16 protein-coding genes are annotated in these 16,649 nt (G+C 66.2%); 5 read left to right on the plus strand and 11 right to left on the minus strand.

All coding sequences use genetic code 11. The annotated features are described in order from the left end of the window. Nucleotides 1-6 precede the first annotated feature (6 nt). Nucleotides 7-471, plus strand: a complete 465-nt coding sequence (locus ACFQ3C_RS15040; protein WP_380793482.1) for a DNA polymerase III subunit chi — start codon at nucleotides 7-9, stop codon at nucleotides 469-471. Between the two features lie 49 nt (nucleotides 472-520). On the opposite strand, the gene ACFQ3C_RS15045 is transcribed toward ACFQ3C_RS15040, so the two are convergent. Together ACFQ3C_RS15045 and ACFQ3C_RS15050 are read right to left on the minus strand one after the other, a co-directional pair. Then, on the minus strand, nucleotides 521-1,102 hold the full coding sequence (locus tag ACFQ3C_RS15045; RefSeq protein WP_380793484.1) for a retropepsin-like aspartic protease family protein: 582 nt from the start codon (nucleotides 1,100-1,102) through the stop codon (nucleotides 521-523). 52 nt (nucleotides 1,103-1,154) lie between these two features. Beyond that, nucleotides 1,155-1,769 (minus strand): MarC family protein, encoded by a 615-nt coding sequence (locus ACFQ3C_RS15050; RefSeq protein ID WP_380793486.1) that lies wholly within the window; start codon nucleotides 1,767-1,769, stop codon nucleotides 1,155-1,157. A gap of 498 nt (nucleotides 1,770-2,267) precedes the next feature. On the opposite strand from ACFQ3C_RS15050, the gene ACFQ3C_RS15055 reads away from it, so the two are divergent. After that, nucleotides 2,268-3,812: an ArnT family glycosyltransferase gene (locus tag ACFQ3C_RS15055; RefSeq protein ID WP_380793488.1), complete on the plus strand. Its 1,545-nt coding sequence runs from the start codon at nucleotides 2,268-2,270 to the stop codon at nucleotides 3,810-3,812. A 204-nt stretch (nucleotides 3,813-4,016) separates the two neighbouring features. Here ACFQ3C_RS15055 and ACFQ3C_RS15060 read toward each other — a convergent pair whose 3' ends face one another. Beyond that, nucleotides 4,017-5,870 (minus strand): ABC-F family ATP-binding cassette domain-containing protein, encoded by a 1,854-nt coding sequence (locus tag ACFQ3C_RS15060; RefSeq protein ID WP_380793490.1) that lies wholly within the window; start codon nucleotides 5,868-5,870, stop codon nucleotides 4,017-4,019. A gap of 137 nt (nucleotides 5,871-6,007) precedes the next feature. Here ACFQ3C_RS15060 and ndk point away from each other — a divergent pair, with 137 nt between their 5' ends. After that, the gene (ndk, locus tag ACFQ3C_RS15065) at nucleotides 6,008-6,430 is read left to right on the plus strand and encodes a nucleoside-diphosphate kinase (protein WP_380793492.1); all 423 of its coding nucleotides are present in this window, start codon (nucleotides 6,008-6,010) and stop codon (nucleotides 6,428-6,430) included. A gap of 89 nt (nucleotides 6,431-6,519) precedes the next feature. Here the strand turns inward: ndk and ACFQ3C_RS15070 are convergent, their stop codons facing one another. The 7 genes from ACFQ3C_RS15070 to ACFQ3C_RS15100 all read right to left on the minus strand — a co-directional run bounded on the left by ACFQ3C_RS15070 (nucleotide 6,520) and on the right by ACFQ3C_RS15100 (nucleotide 13,131). Continuing rightward, nucleotides 6,520-6,864 carry a TfoX/Sxy family protein gene (locus tag ACFQ3C_RS15070; RefSeq protein ID WP_380793494.1) on the minus strand — a complete coding sequence of 115 codons (345 nt, stop codon included), beginning with the start codon at nucleotides 6,862-6,864 and terminating at the stop codon, nucleotides 6,520-6,522. A 345-nt stretch (nucleotides 6,865-7,209) separates the two neighbouring features. Further along, nucleotides 7,210-7,554 carry a RidA family protein gene (locus ACFQ3C_RS15075; protein ID WP_380793496.1) on the minus strand — a complete coding sequence of 115 codons (345 nt, stop codon included), beginning with the start codon at nucleotides 7,552-7,554 and terminating at the stop codon, nucleotides 7,210-7,212. Between the two features lie 108 nt (nucleotides 7,555-7,662). Beyond that, nucleotides 7,663-8,607 carry a 2-hydroxyacid dehydrogenase gene (locus tag ACFQ3C_RS15080; protein ID WP_380793498.1) on the minus strand — a complete coding sequence of 315 codons (945 nt, stop codon included), beginning with the start codon at nucleotides 8,605-8,607 and terminating at the stop codon, nucleotides 7,663-7,665. A 12-nt stretch (nucleotides 8,608-8,619) separates the two neighbouring features. Next, entirely contained in the window at nucleotides 8,620-9,360 is a 741-nt protein-coding gene (locus tag ACFQ3C_RS15085; protein ID WP_380793500.1) for an SDR family oxidoreductase, read from the minus strand. Then, nucleotides 9,357-9,989, minus strand: coding sequence for a glutathione S-transferase N-terminal domain-containing protein (locus tag ACFQ3C_RS15090; RefSeq protein WP_380793502.1), 633 nt, complete (start codon nucleotides 9,987-9,989; stop codon nucleotides 9,357-9,359). The genes ACFQ3C_RS15085 and ACFQ3C_RS15090 overlap by 4 nt, the downstream gene beginning before the upstream one ends. After that, entirely contained in the window at nucleotides 9,989-11,437 is a 1,449-nt protein-coding gene (locus tag ACFQ3C_RS15095; protein WP_380793504.1) for an FAD-binding oxidoreductase, read from the minus strand. The genes ACFQ3C_RS15090 and ACFQ3C_RS15095 overlap by 1 nt, the downstream gene beginning before the upstream one ends. Further along, the gene (locus tag ACFQ3C_RS15100) at nucleotides 11,434-13,131 is read right to left on the minus strand and encodes a thiamine pyrophosphate-binding protein (RefSeq protein ID WP_380793506.1); all 1,698 of its coding nucleotides are present in this window, start codon (nucleotides 13,129-13,131) and stop codon (nucleotides 11,434-11,436) included. The genes ACFQ3C_RS15095 and ACFQ3C_RS15100 overlap by 4 nt, the downstream gene beginning before the upstream one ends. A 169-nt stretch (nucleotides 13,132-13,300) precedes the next feature. Between ACFQ3C_RS15100 and ACFQ3C_RS15105 the strand changes: the two genes are divergently transcribed. Further along, on the plus strand, nucleotides 13,301-14,041 hold the full coding sequence (locus ACFQ3C_RS15105; RefSeq protein WP_380793508.1) for a FadR/GntR family transcriptional regulator: 741 nt from the start codon (nucleotides 13,301-13,303) through the stop codon (nucleotides 14,039-14,041). Nucleotides 14,042-14,076: 35 nt separating this feature from the next. On the opposite strand, the gene ACFQ3C_RS15110 is transcribed toward ACFQ3C_RS15105, so the two are convergent. Next, nucleotides 14,077-14,835 carry an HpcH/HpaI aldolase family protein gene (locus ACFQ3C_RS15110; RefSeq protein ID WP_380793510.1) on the minus strand — a complete coding sequence of 253 codons (759 nt, stop codon included), beginning with the start codon at nucleotides 14,833-14,835 and terminating at the stop codon, nucleotides 14,077-14,079. 81 nt (nucleotides 14,836-14,916) lie between these two features. On the opposite strand from ACFQ3C_RS15110, the gene araD reads away from it, so the two are divergent. Then, entirely contained in the window at nucleotides 14,917-16,647 is a 1,731-nt protein-coding gene (gene araD, locus ACFQ3C_RS15115; protein ID WP_380793512.1) for an L-arabinonate dehydratase, read from the plus strand. The last annotated feature ends 2 nt before the right edge of the window (nucleotides 16,648-16,649 follow it).

Here is a 16,649-nt window from a genome sequence, read left to right on the forward strand (position 1 = left end):
CCGGCGATGGGGGCTGCCTATTTCTATCACCTGACGCGCAACCCGCTGGAGGTGGCCTTGCCCCAGCTTCTGGCGCGCGCCCTGCAGGCCGGTTGGCGCGTCGCGGTGCGCGGGCGCAACCCCGAGCGGATGGATTGGCTTGACCAGCAGCTCTGGCTGGGCGCGCCGGACGGGTTCTTGCCGCACGGGCTTGCGGGCGGACCGCATGACGCCGAACAGCCCGTGCTTCTGACCACGGGGACAGGGGCCGCAAACGATCCCGCCTGCCTGATGACAGTGGACGGGGCCGATCTGATGCCGGACGAGGTGCAGCGCCTGGAACGTGTCTGCGTGATCTTCGATGGTAACGACCCCGAGGCCGTGAATCAGGCCCGCGCCCAGTGGAAGGCGCTGACCGATGCGGGCTGTGCCGCACAATACTGGTCCGAGGAATCGGGGCGCTGGGAAAAGAAGGCCGAGCGCGGCGCCTGAGGCAGGCCTTGCCCTTTGAGTATTTCCGGAAAGATGAAGCGCCGCCGCACTAGCGTGTCAGGATCAGCGCGCCCTGGCGGATTTCGACCGATGAGAAGCGTTGCAGATAGGTCATGCCCAGCAGGCTTTCACGCATCTCGCCCTCGTTGACGAAGGCCCGCAGGCCGCGATCCTCGATCCCGCCAAGGCGGATGCTGTCCAGCCGCACCGGCGCGGTCCGCACCGGGCCATTGGCGGTCATGGCGCTGCCGATGAAGGCAAGCTTCGCCGGATCAAGCCCGGCGCGCAGGGCATCCCCCTGGCTGAGGTAAATGTCGCTGGCCCCGGTATCGACAAGAAACAGGATGTCGGCCCCGTTGACCTGCAAGGTCATGTAATAATGCCCGTCTGGCGCGCGCGGCAGTTCGATCCGTCCCTCGGCGCTGATCACGGACTGCGTGGGGCGCACCGTCTGGCGAATGTCGGACCACAGGCCGAAGGCCGCGATCACACCCAGGAACAGCAGCCCCCAGACCAGCGCCTGTTGCAGGGTCTTGCCCAGGGACTGACGGTTCTGCACGAAGAACCAGGACAGGATCACCGCCCCCAGAAGGATCAGGTAGGTCAACCTGCCGATATCGCTGCCGTCCATGTCATGCCCCCTTTGCCTGCCAATGATATAGGCGCGTGCGGCGCCGCTGCAATCAGCCCGCAAAGCCGAAGTCGCGCAGCCCTTCCAGCACGAATTGCACCGACAGTGCCGCCAGCAGCATGCCCAGCAGGCGCGTGACCACGTTGATCCCGACGCGGCCCAGCGCGCGCTCGAACAGCGAGGCGGACAGGAACATCAGCATCACGATGGTCAGCACCGCCAGCATCACGCCCGTCACAGTGGCCAGCCCGGCAAGGTCCGATTGCTGCCCGGCCAGCAGGATCATCGTGGCGATCGCGCCGGGTCCCGCGATCAGGGGAATGGCCAGCGGGAACACGGAAGGGTCGGGCCGATCCTCGCCGGTCTGATCCTGCCGGCGCTTGGCGCGGCGCTCGAACAGCATGTCAAGCGCGGTCAGGAACAGCAGGATGCCGCCCGCGATGCGGAAGGCGGGCATGGAGATGCCGACAAAGCCCAGCACAGCCTCGCCCGCCGCGGCGAAGAGCAGCAGCAGCAGGGCCGCCACCAGCACCGCGCGCAGCCCGATGGCGCGACGCTCGCGCGCGGTCATGCCCTGCGTCAGCGCCACGAAAAGCGGCACCAGCCCGATAGGGTCGATGATCACGAAGAGGGTGACAAAGGCGCTGATGAGAAAGGTCGGATCCATGCCGCACCCTAGCCGCAGAGGCGCGGGGCCGACAAGGGGGCGTTGCTGCGAGCACCGTTGCGGATGTGCCGCCTGGCGTTTGGGATATCAAAGGGTTGATGGATCTTGCCGGGCATCGGGGGGACGTTCAGTGCGCCCCTGCGGCCCTGCGCCAAGACAGCCATGACGGAGCTGCATAGCCCGAACGGGCGGCGCGCTGCGGCGAAATCGCATCGCGAGATTCACGCCGGTGACGCGCGGAAAAATTGCTGTTAGAGCCTGTGTCATATTCTGTTCGCGACATGTCTGCCCATTGATCGGGCAGGCCGGTCGAATGCGAACATGGGCATATTGCCCGGGGCGCGCGCGCGCGCGTCTAGCTGTTGAGGCCATGGGAAGAATGCAAGCTTGCGTGACATCCTGCATCATGACCCGCCAGGCCCGGTCGGGTGCATGGTGCGCTCATCTGCCCCGCACCATCCATCACCGGGACCCTTTCCATGCGCGGAGCGCCCAGGCATGACAAGAAATAACGCGTCGACAGCATCGTCGCCCGCGCCGCACCGCCATATCGTCTTGCTTGTCGTCGTGCTGGTGTTCGTGCTTGACGTCGTGATGCGCCCGATGATGCCGACAAACGAAACGCGCTACCTGGGGGTTGCCTGGGAAATGCTGGCCGGCAATCACTGGTTGGTGCCCTTCAAGAATGGCCTGCCCTACAGTCACAAGCCGCCGCTGCTGTTCTGGCTGATCAATCTGGTCTGGTGGCCCGGTGTCAGCGAGTATACCGCGCGGCTTGTGGCGCCGGCGCTTTGCGTGCTGGCGCTGTGGTTGACCGGGCGGCTGGCCGACCGGATGCGTCCGGGGGGCGAATTCGGCAATGCGGCGGTCGTGATCCTGGGCACCATGGTGCCGTTCTATGTCTTCGGGGGTGAGACCAATTTTGACGGCATCCTGATGCTGGCCATGGTGACATGCGCCACCGCCCTCTGGCGGATCGGCACGGAGCCGCAGGCGCGCCTTTTGCATTGGCTTGGCTTCGGGGCCGCTCTGGGGTTCGGCGTCTACGCCAAGGGGCCGGTCATCTTCGTGCATGTCCTGCCGCTGTTGGTGGCGATGCGCTGGTGGGCAGGGCCTGGACGCTTCAGCGCCAAGGGTCTGCTGGCCGCGTTCGGGGTGGCGATTGTCCTTGTCGCACTTTGGCTTTTGCCTGCTTTCCTGACCGGGGATGCCACCTACCGCGAAGAAATCCTCTGGACGCAGAGCGCGGGACGCGTCGTCAACAGTTTCGCCCATGCAGAACCGTTCTGGTACTATATGGCCGCGCTGCCGATGCTGCTGTTTCCCTGGGTCGCGATGCCCGGCTTCTGGCAATTCCGCCCGCTGGACAGTGCCGAGAAATTCGCATTTGCCTGGTTTCTGGGGCCGTTCATCCTGTTCAGCCTGATCAGCGGCAAGCAACCCGACTACCTGCTGCCCGCGATGCCTGCGGCGGCGCTGCTGCTGGCCAATCGCTGGCCCGCGCAGTTTGGCAGGCCCTGGATCGTGGCGGCTGTGCTGGTGGGTGTGATGGCCGTGGTTCTGGCGCTACCGACCGGGGCCTTTGGCGAATCCATCGCGGATTTCCTTGATCTGCGGCTTGGTCTTGTGGTTCTGGTGCCGCTGGTACTTGCCGTCGCGGCGATGATGCGGCGGCCGGGGCTGGTCTGGCTGGCGGTTCCGGCAATCGCCCTGGCGCTGAATACCGCCTATGTCATCGGACCCGCAGGCACGATCATGTCACCGAAGGGGATCGCTGCGATTCTGGCGCCGCGTGACGGCAAGATCGGCTATGCCGGGGCGAATTATCAGGATGATTTTCAATTCGCCGGACGTTTGCGTGCGCCGCTGACGCTGCTGCGGGATCAGGCGGCGATTGCTGCCTTCGTGCAGACCAATCCGGACGGGCTGATCGTCGGCCGGATGGACGAGGCCGCGCGGCCCGACTGGACGCCGCAGGACATCATCCGCTACCGAAAGCGAGACATCTGGGCCGTCTGGAACATCGAGGATATGGGCCGCTGATCGATCCGGGCGGCGTCAAGGCGCGGCACGCGCCGCCGCACGATCACCGGCCCGCCCCCGGTTTTTTGAAATCCGGCGGCGGCGATCTTGCGACTGTTGTGACATGAACGGAGGCTCGAACACCGGGCGGGGATAAAGTGATCCGAATAGGCGTTGGATCGCCACCCCGCGGGTCGGCGTGCGCGCGGCTGGAAAAGACCGGGCTTACGCCTCGGCCTTTTCCAGTTTTTCCAGCGCGGTCATCCACATGGCTTCGGCGCGGTCCAGCGCCTCGCGCAGTTCGGCGTATTTCTTCTGCCAGACGACCAGCTCGTCCTTGCGCTCGTCATAGAGCCTCGGATCGGCGAGTTTCTTGGCCAGCTTGTCGCCCATCTCGTTCAGCTTCGCGACGCGTTCCTCGCATTTGCGGACATCGGCGCGCAGGGCAAGGATCTGGTCGCGGCTGGGCTTGGGCGCAGCCTCGCTGGGTTTGTCCTTGTCCTTCGCCTTTGCGGGCGTATCGGATTGCAGCAGCATTTTCCGATAGGTTTCAAGGTCTTCCTCATAGGGGCGCACGGTGCCGTCCTGCACCAGCCACAGCCGGTCGGCCACCATCGACAAAAGGTGCATGTCATGGCTGACAAGGATGACGGCGCCGGAATAGGCGGTCAGCGCCTCGACCAGCGCCTCGCGGCTTTCGATATCCAAGTGGTTGGTCGGCTCGTCGAGGATCAGCAGATGCGGCGCGGGCAGGGTTGCCAGCAGCAGCGACAGCCGGGCCTTTTGCCCGCCTGACAGGCGTCCCACCTCGGTTTCGGCCTGTGCCGCGCCAAGGCCGAAGCCCGCAAGGCGCGCGCGCAGCCTGGCCTGGCCTTCCGCAGGGCGTTCACGCAGCAGGTGTTGCAGCGGTGTTTCCTCGACCCGCAGTTCATCCACCTGGTGCTGGGCGAAGAACCCGATCCGCAGCTTGCTGGATTGCGTGGTCTTGCCGCCCATTGCGGCCAGACGGCCGGACAGCAGTTTCGACAGGGTCGATTTGCCCTGACCGTTCTTGCCCAACAGAGCGATGCGGTCATCCTGGTCGATACGCAGGTTCAGGTTACGCAGCACGACCGTGTCGCCATAGCCCACGCTGCCATTTTCGATCGAGATGATGGGCGGCGACAACTCCTCGGGTTCCGGGAAAGAGAAGACCGTGCGCGCGGCATCTTCGGGCGCGCGGATGGTTTCCATCTTTTCCAGCATCTTGACGCGCGATTGCGCCTGCTTGGCCTTGCTGGCCTTTGCCTTGAAGCGGTCCACGAAGCTTTGCAGATGGGCGCGGCGGGCGTCCTGTTTCTTGGCGGCGGCGGTCAGGATGGCGCGTTGGGCGGCGCGCTGGCGGGCGAACTGGTCGTAGTTGCCCGAATAATAGGTCAGCTTGCGGTCTTCCAGGTGCAGGATGCCACCGACGGCGCGGTTCAGAAGCTCGCGGTCATGGCTGATGATCAACACGGTATGGGGGTATTTGACCAGGTAGTTTTCCAGCCAGAGCGCGCCTTCGAGGTCGAGATAGTTGGTCGGTTCGTCCAGCAGCAGGTAATCGGGCTGCGAGAAAAGCACGGCCGCCAGCGCCACGCGCATCCGCCAGCCACCCGAGAAGGCCGAGCAGGGCATGAGCTGTTCGGCCGCGTCAAAGCCAAGACCGCGCAGGATCGAGGAGGCGCGCGCCTCGGCCGACCAGGCGTCGATATCGGCAAGGCGCGTCTGCACCTCGCTGATACGGGCGGGATCGGTGGCGGTTTCCGCCTCGGCCAGAAGGGCCGCGCGTTCGGTATCGGCGGCCAGCACCGTGTCAAGCAGCGACACCTCGTTGCCCGGCACTTCCTGTGCGACGCCGCCGATGCGCGCGCGGGCGGGCAGGGATATCGTGCCGCCTTCCAGCGGCAGTTCGCCCCGGATCAGTTTGAACAGCGTGGTCTTGCCCGCGCCATTGCGGCCGATCAGGCCGACTTTGTGGCCGGTCGGTATGGTGGCGCTGGCCGACTCGAACAGGGGGCGGCCTTCGATATTGAAGCTGAGGTCTGTGATGCGTAACATGGCCCCCCCATGCCCGAAGCCGCAAGCGGGGTCAATCACGGCTTTTCAACAGCGGGGGGGCATGATAGGAGCGCGGCGATTTCGTTCGGGACAGGGCATGGGGCCCGGTGTCCCCGCAGACAGAAAGAGCAACCGACATGGCCATTCAGCGCACCTTTTCCATCATCAAGCCCGACGCCACCAAGCGTAACCTGACCGGCGCGATCAACGCCAAGATCGAAGCCGCGGGCCTGCGCATCATCGCGCAGAAGCGCATTCACCTGACCAAGGCACAGGCCGGCGTGTTCTACGGCGTGCATGCCGCGCGTCCCTTCTATGACGAGCTGTGCGAATTCATGGCCTCCGAGCCGGTCGTCGTGCAGGTTCTGGAAGGCGAGAACGCGATTGCCACCTATCGCGAAGTGATGGGCGCCACCGATCCGGCCGAAGCCGCAGCCGGCACGATCCGCAAGGATTTCGCGATTTCCAAGGGCGAAAACTCGGTCCACGGGTCGGATGCACCGGAAACCGCAGCAGAAGAAATCGCCTATTTCTTCTCGGGTCTGGAACTGGTCGGCTGATTTTTCCAGCTTGTGACTGACGGGAAAGGGGGTGCCGATTGGTGCCCCCTTTTCATTCAGGCCGGATCATCGCAAGGCGCGCGCCTTGGTCAGCGCCGCGCCAGCCGGTCGGGCGTGACCACGCCGATGGCGTCCAGAACCGCCTCAAGGTGGCGCAGATCGGTATCGTCATGGGTGGCCTTCAGCGCATCGAACCGCACCCTGAGGGCTGCTTTCTCCGCGCCCTTGCAATCATTCCACGGGCGACCCTGTAGCGCCATGACCAGCACGTAGTAGCCGATGAAATGCGGACGCACCCCGGCGGCGATCATCCGGCCATAGGCGGTATCGGGGCCAAGGGCGCGCAACTCTTCTGCGGAATGGATGCCTGCGCGCGCAAGATCGCGCTCAAAAGCGGGGCCTATGTTGGGAATCGTGGTGACGGGTGTCGACATGGCGCAACTGTGCCAGCGCGTGTCGGCGCTGTCACCATCCTGTCGCGAGATGGGGGGCTATCAGATGCTGGCGAAGTCGGTGAAAACCGCGTCGCCTTCCGTGCGCGTCGCCGAGGGCGCCTTGACGGGCGCCGGGGTCGGCTGCGGTTTCGCTTGCGGTTGCGGTTTTGACGATTGCGCCATGATCTTGTCCTGCCGGAAGCCTCTGGCGGGCCGCGTGGGGCCCGCGGGGTGAAAACTTGTTAACCAAAGCAGGATGACGCAACAAAAAGGCGCCGCCGTGTCTGCATCATGGCAGAAACATGGCGGCGCCCCGTCGTTCTGTCAGAGGGGATCAGCCCCGGATCACGCCTTTGCGGCGGCGGTCACGATGATTTCGACCCGGTATTTCGGCGCGGCCAGCTTGGCCTCGCCAGTCGCGCGGGCGGGGGTGTGGCCCTGCGGGACCCAGGCATCCCAGACGGCATTCATCTCGGCGAAATCGGCCATGTCGGCCAGCCAGATGATCGTTTGCAGAATATGGGTCTTGTCGCTGCCGGCTTTTGCCAGCAGATCGTCGATCTGGCGCAGGCAATCCGCGGTCTGGTCCGCCACGGTGGCGCCTTCGCCCACCTGGCCAGCCAGGTAGATGGTGCCGTTATGCTTGACGATCGCGCTCATGCGCGGGCCGGTTCCGATACGTTCGATCATGGGCTGTCCTTTCGGTGGCAGGGTCGATGCGCGGCCCCGATTGGCGCGCGCCTGATGCAGGCGATAGCGGCGCGGGCGCTTTTTCGCAAGGCCCGGATCGGCGCGGCCTCAGCCCTGCGGTACCGGAGTCAGCGCGGGCTTGCTGTCCAGAATGGCGCGGATATTGGCGCGTTGCAGGCGTCCCATCTCGGTGCGGGTTTCGACGGTTGCGGTGCCGATATGGGGCAGGGGCAGCACATCGGGGCGCGAGACCAGGCGCGGATCGGGGCGCGGCTCATTGCGGAACACATCAAGCGCCGCACCCCGGATGGTGCGGGCCTCAAGCGCGGCCAGCAGCGCGCCCTCGTCCACGACGCTGCCGCGCGAGAGGTTGATCAGATGCCCGTCCGCGCCCAGCGCTGCCAACACGTCCGCGTCGATCAGGTTCTCGGTCTCGGGTCCGCCCACGACCGTGACGAACAGATCATCGACCGCTGCAGCCAGCGATAGGGCATTGTCGTGAAACTGCCAGCCCTGCGGCGCGTCCTTGGGACTGCGCGCGCTGTAATGCAGCGCGCATTTGAAGGCGGCCAGACGATCCGCCAGTTCCCGCCCGATGCGCCCCATCCCCAGGATGCCCACGCGCCGCCCGGTGGCCTTGCGCGCCAAGGGTGGCCCGCCATTGGCCCAATCGCCGCCGCGGACATTGGCGATGCCGCGCTCGACCTCGCGCAGCACACCCAGCCACATGGCAACGGCCAGGTCGGCCACATCATCGTTCAGCACGTCCGGGGTGTTTGTCACCACGATGCCGCGCGCGGTGGCGGCGGACAGATCGACCGCCTCATAGCCCACACCATAGCGCGCGATCAGCTTGAGGTTGGGCAGCCTGTCCATCTCTGTGGGGCCCAGGGTTTCGTGGCTCTTGCAGGCCATGGCGATGACCGCGTCACGCACCCCCTGCGGCAGGCTGTCCAGATCGGCCAGCGCAGGCAGGGTGGGCCCGCCGAATTCGGCGGCCAGCGCCGCGGCATCCATGGCGGCATAGGTGCCGATGCTCAGAACCCTGTGCATGGGTGTCATTCCTTATCCGCGCCCGACAAAGGGCATCGTGACGGGCATCACCGTCAGAAACTGCACATTCGCGCCATCCGGCACGCTGGCCATGTGCAACACGCTGTCAGCCACCACCGAGACGTCGATCATCGCCTCGGGGCGGATGGTGCCATCGGCCTGCATCACGCCCTTGGCCATCCGGTCGGCCATCCCCGACATGGCATTGCCGATATCGATCTGCCCGCAGGCGATCCCGAAGGGCCGCCCGTCCAGTGACAGCGCGCGGGTCATGCCGGTGACCGCGTGTTTCGCCGCCGTATAGGCGATGGTGCCGGGGCGCGGCGCATGGGCGCTGATCGAGCCGTTGTTGATGATCCGCCCGCCCTGCGGGTCTTGTGCGCGCATCCGGGCAAAGGCCGCGCGCGCGCAGAGGAACACGCCCGTCACGTTCACATCCAGCACGGCGCGGAAGTCATCAGGCGCGATCAGGTCGGGCGTGTCCGCGCCAAGATTGCGGCCCGCGTTGTTGAACAGCACGTCGATCCGGCCCCAGTGCTGCATCACGATGTCGAAGGCGGCATCGACTGCCGCCTCATCCGTCACGTCGCAGGGCAGGACGCGGGCGTTTGCGTGGCCTTCGGCGCTGTCGGCCAGCGCATCGGCGCGCCGGCCCAGCAGCGCCACGCGCCAGCCATGGGCAAGAAACAGCCGCGCGGTTGCGCGCCCGATCCCGCTGCCGGCACCCGTGACGACGACCGTGCGGGTGGTCATGCCGGCATCGGGATCGGGCCCACGTCGCTGGGCACCTGGTAGCCGCGTTGCACCGCGGGGCGTTCGGCAAGCTGGCGATACCAGCGCAGCACGTTCGGAAAGGCGGTCAGATCGACCTCGTGCCAGTCATGGCGCGCGGCCCAGGGGAAAATCGCCATGTCGGCGATGGAATAGTCGCCCGCCACATAGTCATGGTCGGCCAGTTGCCGGTCAAGCACACCATAAAGGCGCTGCGCCTCCTTGGCGAACCGTTCCTCGGCGGGTTGCGACAGACCACGGTTGAATTTCAAAAAGACATGCGCCTGGCCCAGCATCGGGCCGAAGCCGCCCATCTGCCACATCAGCCACTGCATCACCTCGGCGCGGGCCTTCACCTCGGTCGGCAGGAACTTTCCGGTCTTCTCGGCCAGGTAGATCATGATCGCGCCGGATTCGAACTGGCTGACGCCGGTGTCGTGATCCACGATGGCGGGGATCTTGTTGTTGGGCGCGATCTTCAGGAAATCTTCGGCGAATTGTTCGTTCTTGCCGATATTCACCGCATGGGCGGTATAGGGCAGGCCAAGTTCCTCTAGCAGGATCGAGACCTTGCGCCCGTTTGGCGTGGTCCATGTGTAGAGATCGATCATCAGGCTATCCTTTCCAAGGGCCGGGTGGCGGGGCTGGTCATGGCCAGCACCTTGCCGGGGTTCATCAGGTTGTCGGGGTCGATCGCCGCCTTGATGGTGCGGCACAGCGCCAGCGCCACCGGATCCTTGTAGCGCGGCAGCTCGTCCCGCTTGGCAAGGCCGATGCCATGCTCGGCCGAGATCGAGCCGCCCATGGCGGCCACAAGGTCATGCACGATGCGGTTGAAGGCGCCATACTGGGCCAGGAAATCGGCGTCACTCATCGCGGCGGGGCGGGTCAGGTTGAAATGGATGTTGCCATCGCCGAAATGGCCGAAGGGGCAGGGGCGCACATCGGGCATATGGGCGCGGCAGGCGGCCACGCCGCGGGTGATGAATTCAGCCACCCTGGACACCGGCACGGCCACGTCATGCTTGATCGAGGCGCCGGCGTGTTTTTGCATGTCCGACATGCTTTCACGCAAGCTCCACAGCGCCTGCGCCTGGGTCTGCGAGGTGGCGATGACGGCATCGGGCACCAGCCCGTCCTCCATCGCCTGGGCGAGGGCGCGTTCCATGCGCGCGTCCAACCCGGCCTCGGGATCGGGCGAGGTCAGTTCGATCAGCACATAAGCGGGATGCGGGTCTGCCAGCGGGTCGCGCGCGCCGGGCAGGTGATCCAGCACCATCTTGATGCCGAACCGTTCGATATATTCGAAGGCGGTCAGCGTGTCGCCGCACCGCGCGCGCAGGATGTCGAAGATCGCCAGCGCCTGTTCCGGTCCTGCACAGGCGGCCATGGCAGTGACGGTGGCGGCGGGGCGCGGGAAAAGCCGCAGCACCGCGGCGGTGATGATGCCCAGCGTGCCTTCGGCCCCGATCATCAGGTCGCGCAGCGCATATCCGGTATTGTCCTTGCGGAGCGCGCCGAGGGTGTTCAGCACCTCGCCCGAGGGCAGAACAGCCTCGATCCCAAGGACCAGGTCGCGGGTGGTGCCGTAGCGCAGCACGGCGGTGCCGCCCGCGTTGGTCGAGAGGTTCCCGCCGATCTGGCAGGTCCCTTGGGAGGCAAGCGAGAGCGGGAACAATTGCCCCGCCTCATCCGCCGCCGTCTGGATCGCGGCCAGGGTGCAGCCCGCCTCGACCGTCAGGGTGGCGTTCAGCGGATCGACCGCGCGGATCCGGTTCATCCGGCCCATCGCGATCACCACGCCGCCATCCGGCACGCCGCCGCCCACCAGCCCGGTATTGCCACCCTGCGGCACCATCGGCACGCGCGCGGCATGGCAAAGCCGGACCACGGCCGCGACCTCATCGGTGCTGCCAGGGCGGATCACGGCCAGCGTGTGGCCTTGCCAGCGGCCCCGATCCTCTACCGCGTGCGGCGCGATGCGCGCGGGATCGGTCCAGACATGGGCATCGCCGACTGCCGCGCGCAAATCCGCCAGAAGATCGGCGGGAATGGTCATGCCTTGACGCCCGCCGCAGCCCGCAACCGCGTGATCGTGGTGCGCGAGGTGATCTGTTCGGGATCGGTCACAAGTTCCAGCACCGCAGGCCGCCCCGAGGCGCGGGCGCGTTCCAGCGCAGGCCCGAAATCGGCGGTCGCGGTCACGCGTTCGGCATGGCAGCCATAGCCTTCGGCCATGCGGACGAAGTCATGGGTCTTGAGGTCGGTGCCCGAGACACGCAGCGGATGATCACGTTCCTGATGCATGCGGATCGTGCCATACATGCCGTTGTTGAACAAAAGCACGATCGGCGTGGCGCCGTATTGGGCGGCGACGGTCAGTTCCTGACCGCTCATCATGAAGCCGCCATCGCCCACCATCGCCAGCACCAGCCGCCCCGGATGGACCAGGCTGGCCGCCACGGCGGCAGGCACCGAATAGCCCATCGAGCCGCAGGTCGATCCGATCTCGCGCCCCGGTCGGCCAAAGCGCAGAAAGCGCTGCGCCCAGCCGGTGTGATTGCCCGCATCCAGCGTGATGATCGTATCGGCGGGCAGGTCGTCGCGCAGATCGCAAAGCGCCTGCCCCATGTCCAGCGCCCAGCCGCCATCGGCGGGACGGGCGGTGTCGGCGATGTATTCGCCGCGCAGGGTGGCGCACCAGTCGCCCCATTTGTTCTGCCGCGCCAGATCAATGCCGCCCAGCGCCTGCGCCACCCTGTCCATATCGGCGGCGATCCCCAGGTCGGGGCCATAGACGCGCCCGATCTCGTCCGGGTCGGGATGCACATGGATCAGCCGCTGACGCGGCTCGGGCGGGGTGATGTTGGTATAGCCCTTTGTCGTCATCTCGCCCAGGCGCGCGCCCAGCACCAGCACCACGTCAGCCTCGGCCAGACGCTTGTGCAGGGCGGCGGCGGTGGCGGTGCCGAATTCGCCCACATAGCTGTCCGAGCGGTTGTCGATCGCGTCCTGACGACGGAACGAGGTGGTGACCGGCAGGCGGTTGGTTTCGGCAAAGCGCCGGATCGCATCCGCCGCCGCATCGGTCCAGCCCGACCCGCCCAGCAGCAGCATCGGGCGTTCCGCCTGCGCGAGCAGCGCGGTGATCTGCGCCACCTGTCCCGGCGTGATGGCCGTGCGTGTCGGCGCATAGGCGCGCGCATCCGCGACGGTCACGGTCGTGGTCAGCATATCCTCGGGCAGGGCCAGAACCACCGGGCCCGGGCGGCCGGACGTGGCCACGCGGAAGGCGCGCGCCATGTATTCGGGCACCCGTTCGGGGCTGTCGATCTGGGCCACCCATTTCGCCAGCCCCCCGAACATCTGGCGGTAATCCACCTCCTGAAAAGCCTCGCGATCCATCATGTCGCGCCCGACCTGGCCGATCAGCAGGATCATCGGGGTGCTGTCCTGCTGGGCGATATGCACGCCGATGCAGGCATGGCAGGCGCCGGGGCCGCGCGTGACCATGGCGATGCCGGGCTTGCCGGTCAGCTTGCCATGGGCCTCTGCCATGTTGGCGGCCCCTGCTTCGTGGCGGGCATTGATCAGGGTGAAGCGGTCGGACACGTCATGCAGCGCATCCAGCACCTCAAGATAGCTTTCGCCCGGCACGCAGAACGCGCGGTCGGCCCCATGCACCAGAAGCTGTTCCACCAGAACCTTGCCCGCAGTGCGGGGCGTGGGTGTGGGTGTGATCGCCTGTGTCATGCTCGTGCCGCTCCTCAAGTGGTTTGTTCCTGTCTCGCCCGATGGCGCCGGGTTGTCAATAATGTTTACAACATGGGGCGGGTTGTGCATGCTGCACCTCGGAAAGAGGAGACCGCGCCGCAATGCCCCTGTTTGTTCCAGTTGTGACAGCCTGTCCCGGTGTACGCCCATGACGCCGCCGGGCAGATCCGAAGATCCGCTGCTGAATGCCACGATCCGCAAACGCGAGACGCTGGCCGATCAGATCTATGGCCGCATCCTTGAGCTGATCGCTTCGGGGCAGTTGGCCGAAGGCGACAAGCTGCCCTCCGAGCATCAGATCAGCGAACGCTTCGAGGTGTCGCGCCCCGTGGTCCGCGAGGCGCTGGCCCGTTTGCGCGACGACGGGATCGTGTCGGCCCAGCACGGTGTGGGCAGTTTCGTGCGCCGCCGCCCGCCACAGGGCCTGATCGAACACGCCCGCGCCGATGACGTCGCGGGGTTGATGCGCTGCATGGAGGCGCGCCTGTCGCTGGAGGCCGCCGCCGCCCGCCATGCGGCCCTGCGCGCCACCCCGCGCGACCTTGACCGGATCGAAGCGGCGCTGGATCACATGGAGCGTACGATGCGGGCGCGCAAGCCCGTGCGCGAGGCCGACTTCGATTTCCACATGGCCGTGGCCGAGGCCAGCGGCAACGAGATTTTCTGCGATATGCTGAACGCGACGCGCGGTCTGATGCTGCAGGCCATCGGGGTGGCGCAGCAATTGACCAGTGCAGGCAGCGAGGCGCGGATCGAGGCGGTTCTGGATGAACATCGCCAGATCCTCGAGGCGATCCGCAGCCGCGATGCCGAAGGCGCGGCGCTGCTGATGAGCTATCATCTGGTGCAGGCCCGCCGCCGCGTCACCGATCAGGAACGGCGGGCATGAGGACGGCGGGCCTGAGGATGGCGGACCTGACGTGTTCAGGTCTTCATGCTGGCGATAATGGCATCCATCTGGCGCGCCAGAAGCCAGCTGTCGCCCGCCACGGCAACGAAATCGAAGCCACGCGCCACATATCCCCGCGCCAGATCGGTGCCGAACCCCAGGATGCCGATGGGCTTGCCCGCCTTTGCGGCCATGTCGCGGGCCTGGTCGATCAGGGCCTGCGCCTCCGGGTGCTGCGCGCCGCCAAGATGGCCCATCGCGGCCGAAAGATCGGCAGGTCCGACAAAGATCGCATCCACCCCCGGCACGGCCGCGATCTGCGGAATGGCCGCCACGGCCTGCGGGGTTTCGACCTGCACGATCACGCACAGATCATCGACATGGCCGGTCAGGTAATCGGGATTGCGTCCGTAATTATTGGCCCGCGTCGTCATCGACAACCCGCGCATGCCATGCGGCGGATAGCGCGTGTAGCTGACCACGCGCGCCGCATCCGCGGCGCTGTCGATCATCGGGAACATCAGGCTGCGCGCCCCCAGATCCAGCAACCGCTTGACCATCACGGGTTCGGCACTGGGCACGCGCACCACGGGTTCCACCGGCCCCGCCATGGCCGCGCGCAGGTGATGCACCACGGAGTCAAGCCCGGTGGCCGAATGTTCCATGTCGATCAGCAGCCAGTCCGCGCCGCTGCCTGCGGCGATCTCGGTCGCGGCGGGGGCGTCCAGCGACAGCCATATCCCCGCCATGGGCCGTTTTTCGGCCAGCCCTGTTTTCAGACGATTGCGCGACATGGAACCTCCCGTTTCCCGACCTCTTGACCTGAACGCTATAGCCGGAATTCCCCCAGCCCCCAAGTCCCGAAGGATCGCCCGATGACCAAGACCCCCGACACGCTGCGTTCCGCGCGCTGGTTCGCGCCCGACGACCTGCGCAGCTTCGGCCACCGCTCGCGCATGATGCAGCTTGGCTATGCCGAGGAGGATTTCATGGGCAAGCCGATCATCGGCGTGCTGAACACCTGGTCCGAGATCAATTCCTGCCACGGCCACTTTCCCGAACGCGCCAAGGAGGTGAAGCGCGGTGTGTTGCAGGCGGGCGGCTTTCCGGTGGAAATGCCGGTTTTGTCGGTCGATGAACAGTTCACCAAGCCCACCTCGATGATCTATCGCAACATGCTGGCGATGGAGACCGAGGAGGTGATCCGCTCGCATCCCTTCGACGGTGTCGTGCTGATGGGGGGCTGCGACAAGACCACGCCCGCGCTGATCATGGGGGCGCTGTCTGCGGGTGTGCCCTTCATCTACATGCCGGCGGGGCCGATGCTGCGCGGCAATTACGCGGGCCGCGTGCTGGGATCGGGATCGGACGCCTGGAAATACTGGGACGAGCGGCGTGCGGGCAATATCTCGGACGCGGAATGGCGCGGCGTGCAGGGCGGGATCGCGCGCAGCCACGGGGTCTGCATGACGATGGGGACCGCCAGCACGATGACGGCGATCGCGGATTCGCTGGGCCTGACGCTGCCGGGCGCCTCGTCCATCCCCGCCGTTGACAGCAACCACAGCCGCATGGCCAGCGGCAGCGGGCGGCGCATCGTCGACATGGTCTGGGAGGATCTGACCCCCGACCGCATCGTGACCCCTGCCGCGGTACGCAATGCCGCGATTGTCGCAATGGCGACGGGCTGTTCGACCAATGCGGTGGTGCATCTGATCGCGATGGCGCGGCGCGCGGGTGTGGACCTGACGCTGGACGATCTGGACGCGCTGGGGCGCACCACGCCGTTGCTGGCCAATATCCGCCCCTCGGGCAGCGATTACCTGATGGAGGATTTCTATTACGCGGGCGGCCTGCTGGCGATGATGAAGCAGATCGCCGACCGGCTGGACCTGTCCTGCATCACCGCGGCGGGCACCACGGTTGGTGAAAACATCGCCGATGCCCAGGTCTACAACGATGACGTGATCCGCCCGCTGTCAAACCCGGTCTATGCCGAAGGGTCCCTGGCGGTGCTGCGCGGCAACCTGTGCCCGGATGGCGCGGTGATCAAGCCCGCCGCCTGCGATCCGCGCTTTCATACCCATGAAGGCCCCGCGCTGGTCTTCGACAGCTACGTGCAGATGAAAAAGGCTGTGGATGATGAAAACCTTGATGTGACGCCCGATCACGTGATGGTGCTGCGAAATGCGGGGCCGCTTGGTGGCCCCGGTTTCCCCGAATGGGGGATGCTGCCCATTCCCAAGGCGCTGATCAGGCAGGGGCATCGCGACATGCTGCGGATCTCGGATGCGCGGATGTCGGGCACATCCTATGGCGCCTGCGTGCTGCATGTCGCGCCCGAGGCGTTCATCGGCGGACCGCTGGCCTTGCTGAAGACCGGCGATACCGTGCGGCTGGACCTGGCCGCGCGGCGGCTGGACATGCTGGTGTCCGAGGCCGAGCTGGAGGCGCGGCGCGCCGCATGGACCCCGCCCGCGCCACGCTATCAGCGCGGCTGGGGCTACATGTTCTCGAAACACGTGGGGCAGGCCGATACGGGATGCGATTTCGATTACCTGACGCGCGCGCACGGGCCTGCCGCGGGCGAGCCTGACATTTTCTGAAA

The sequence above is a fragment of the Seohaeicola saemankumensis genome (assembly GCF_042678485.1).
Taxonomy (GTDB): domain Bacteria; phylum Pseudomonadota; class Alphaproteobacteria; order Rhodobacterales; family Rhodobacteraceae; genus Seohaeicola; species Seohaeicola saemankumensis.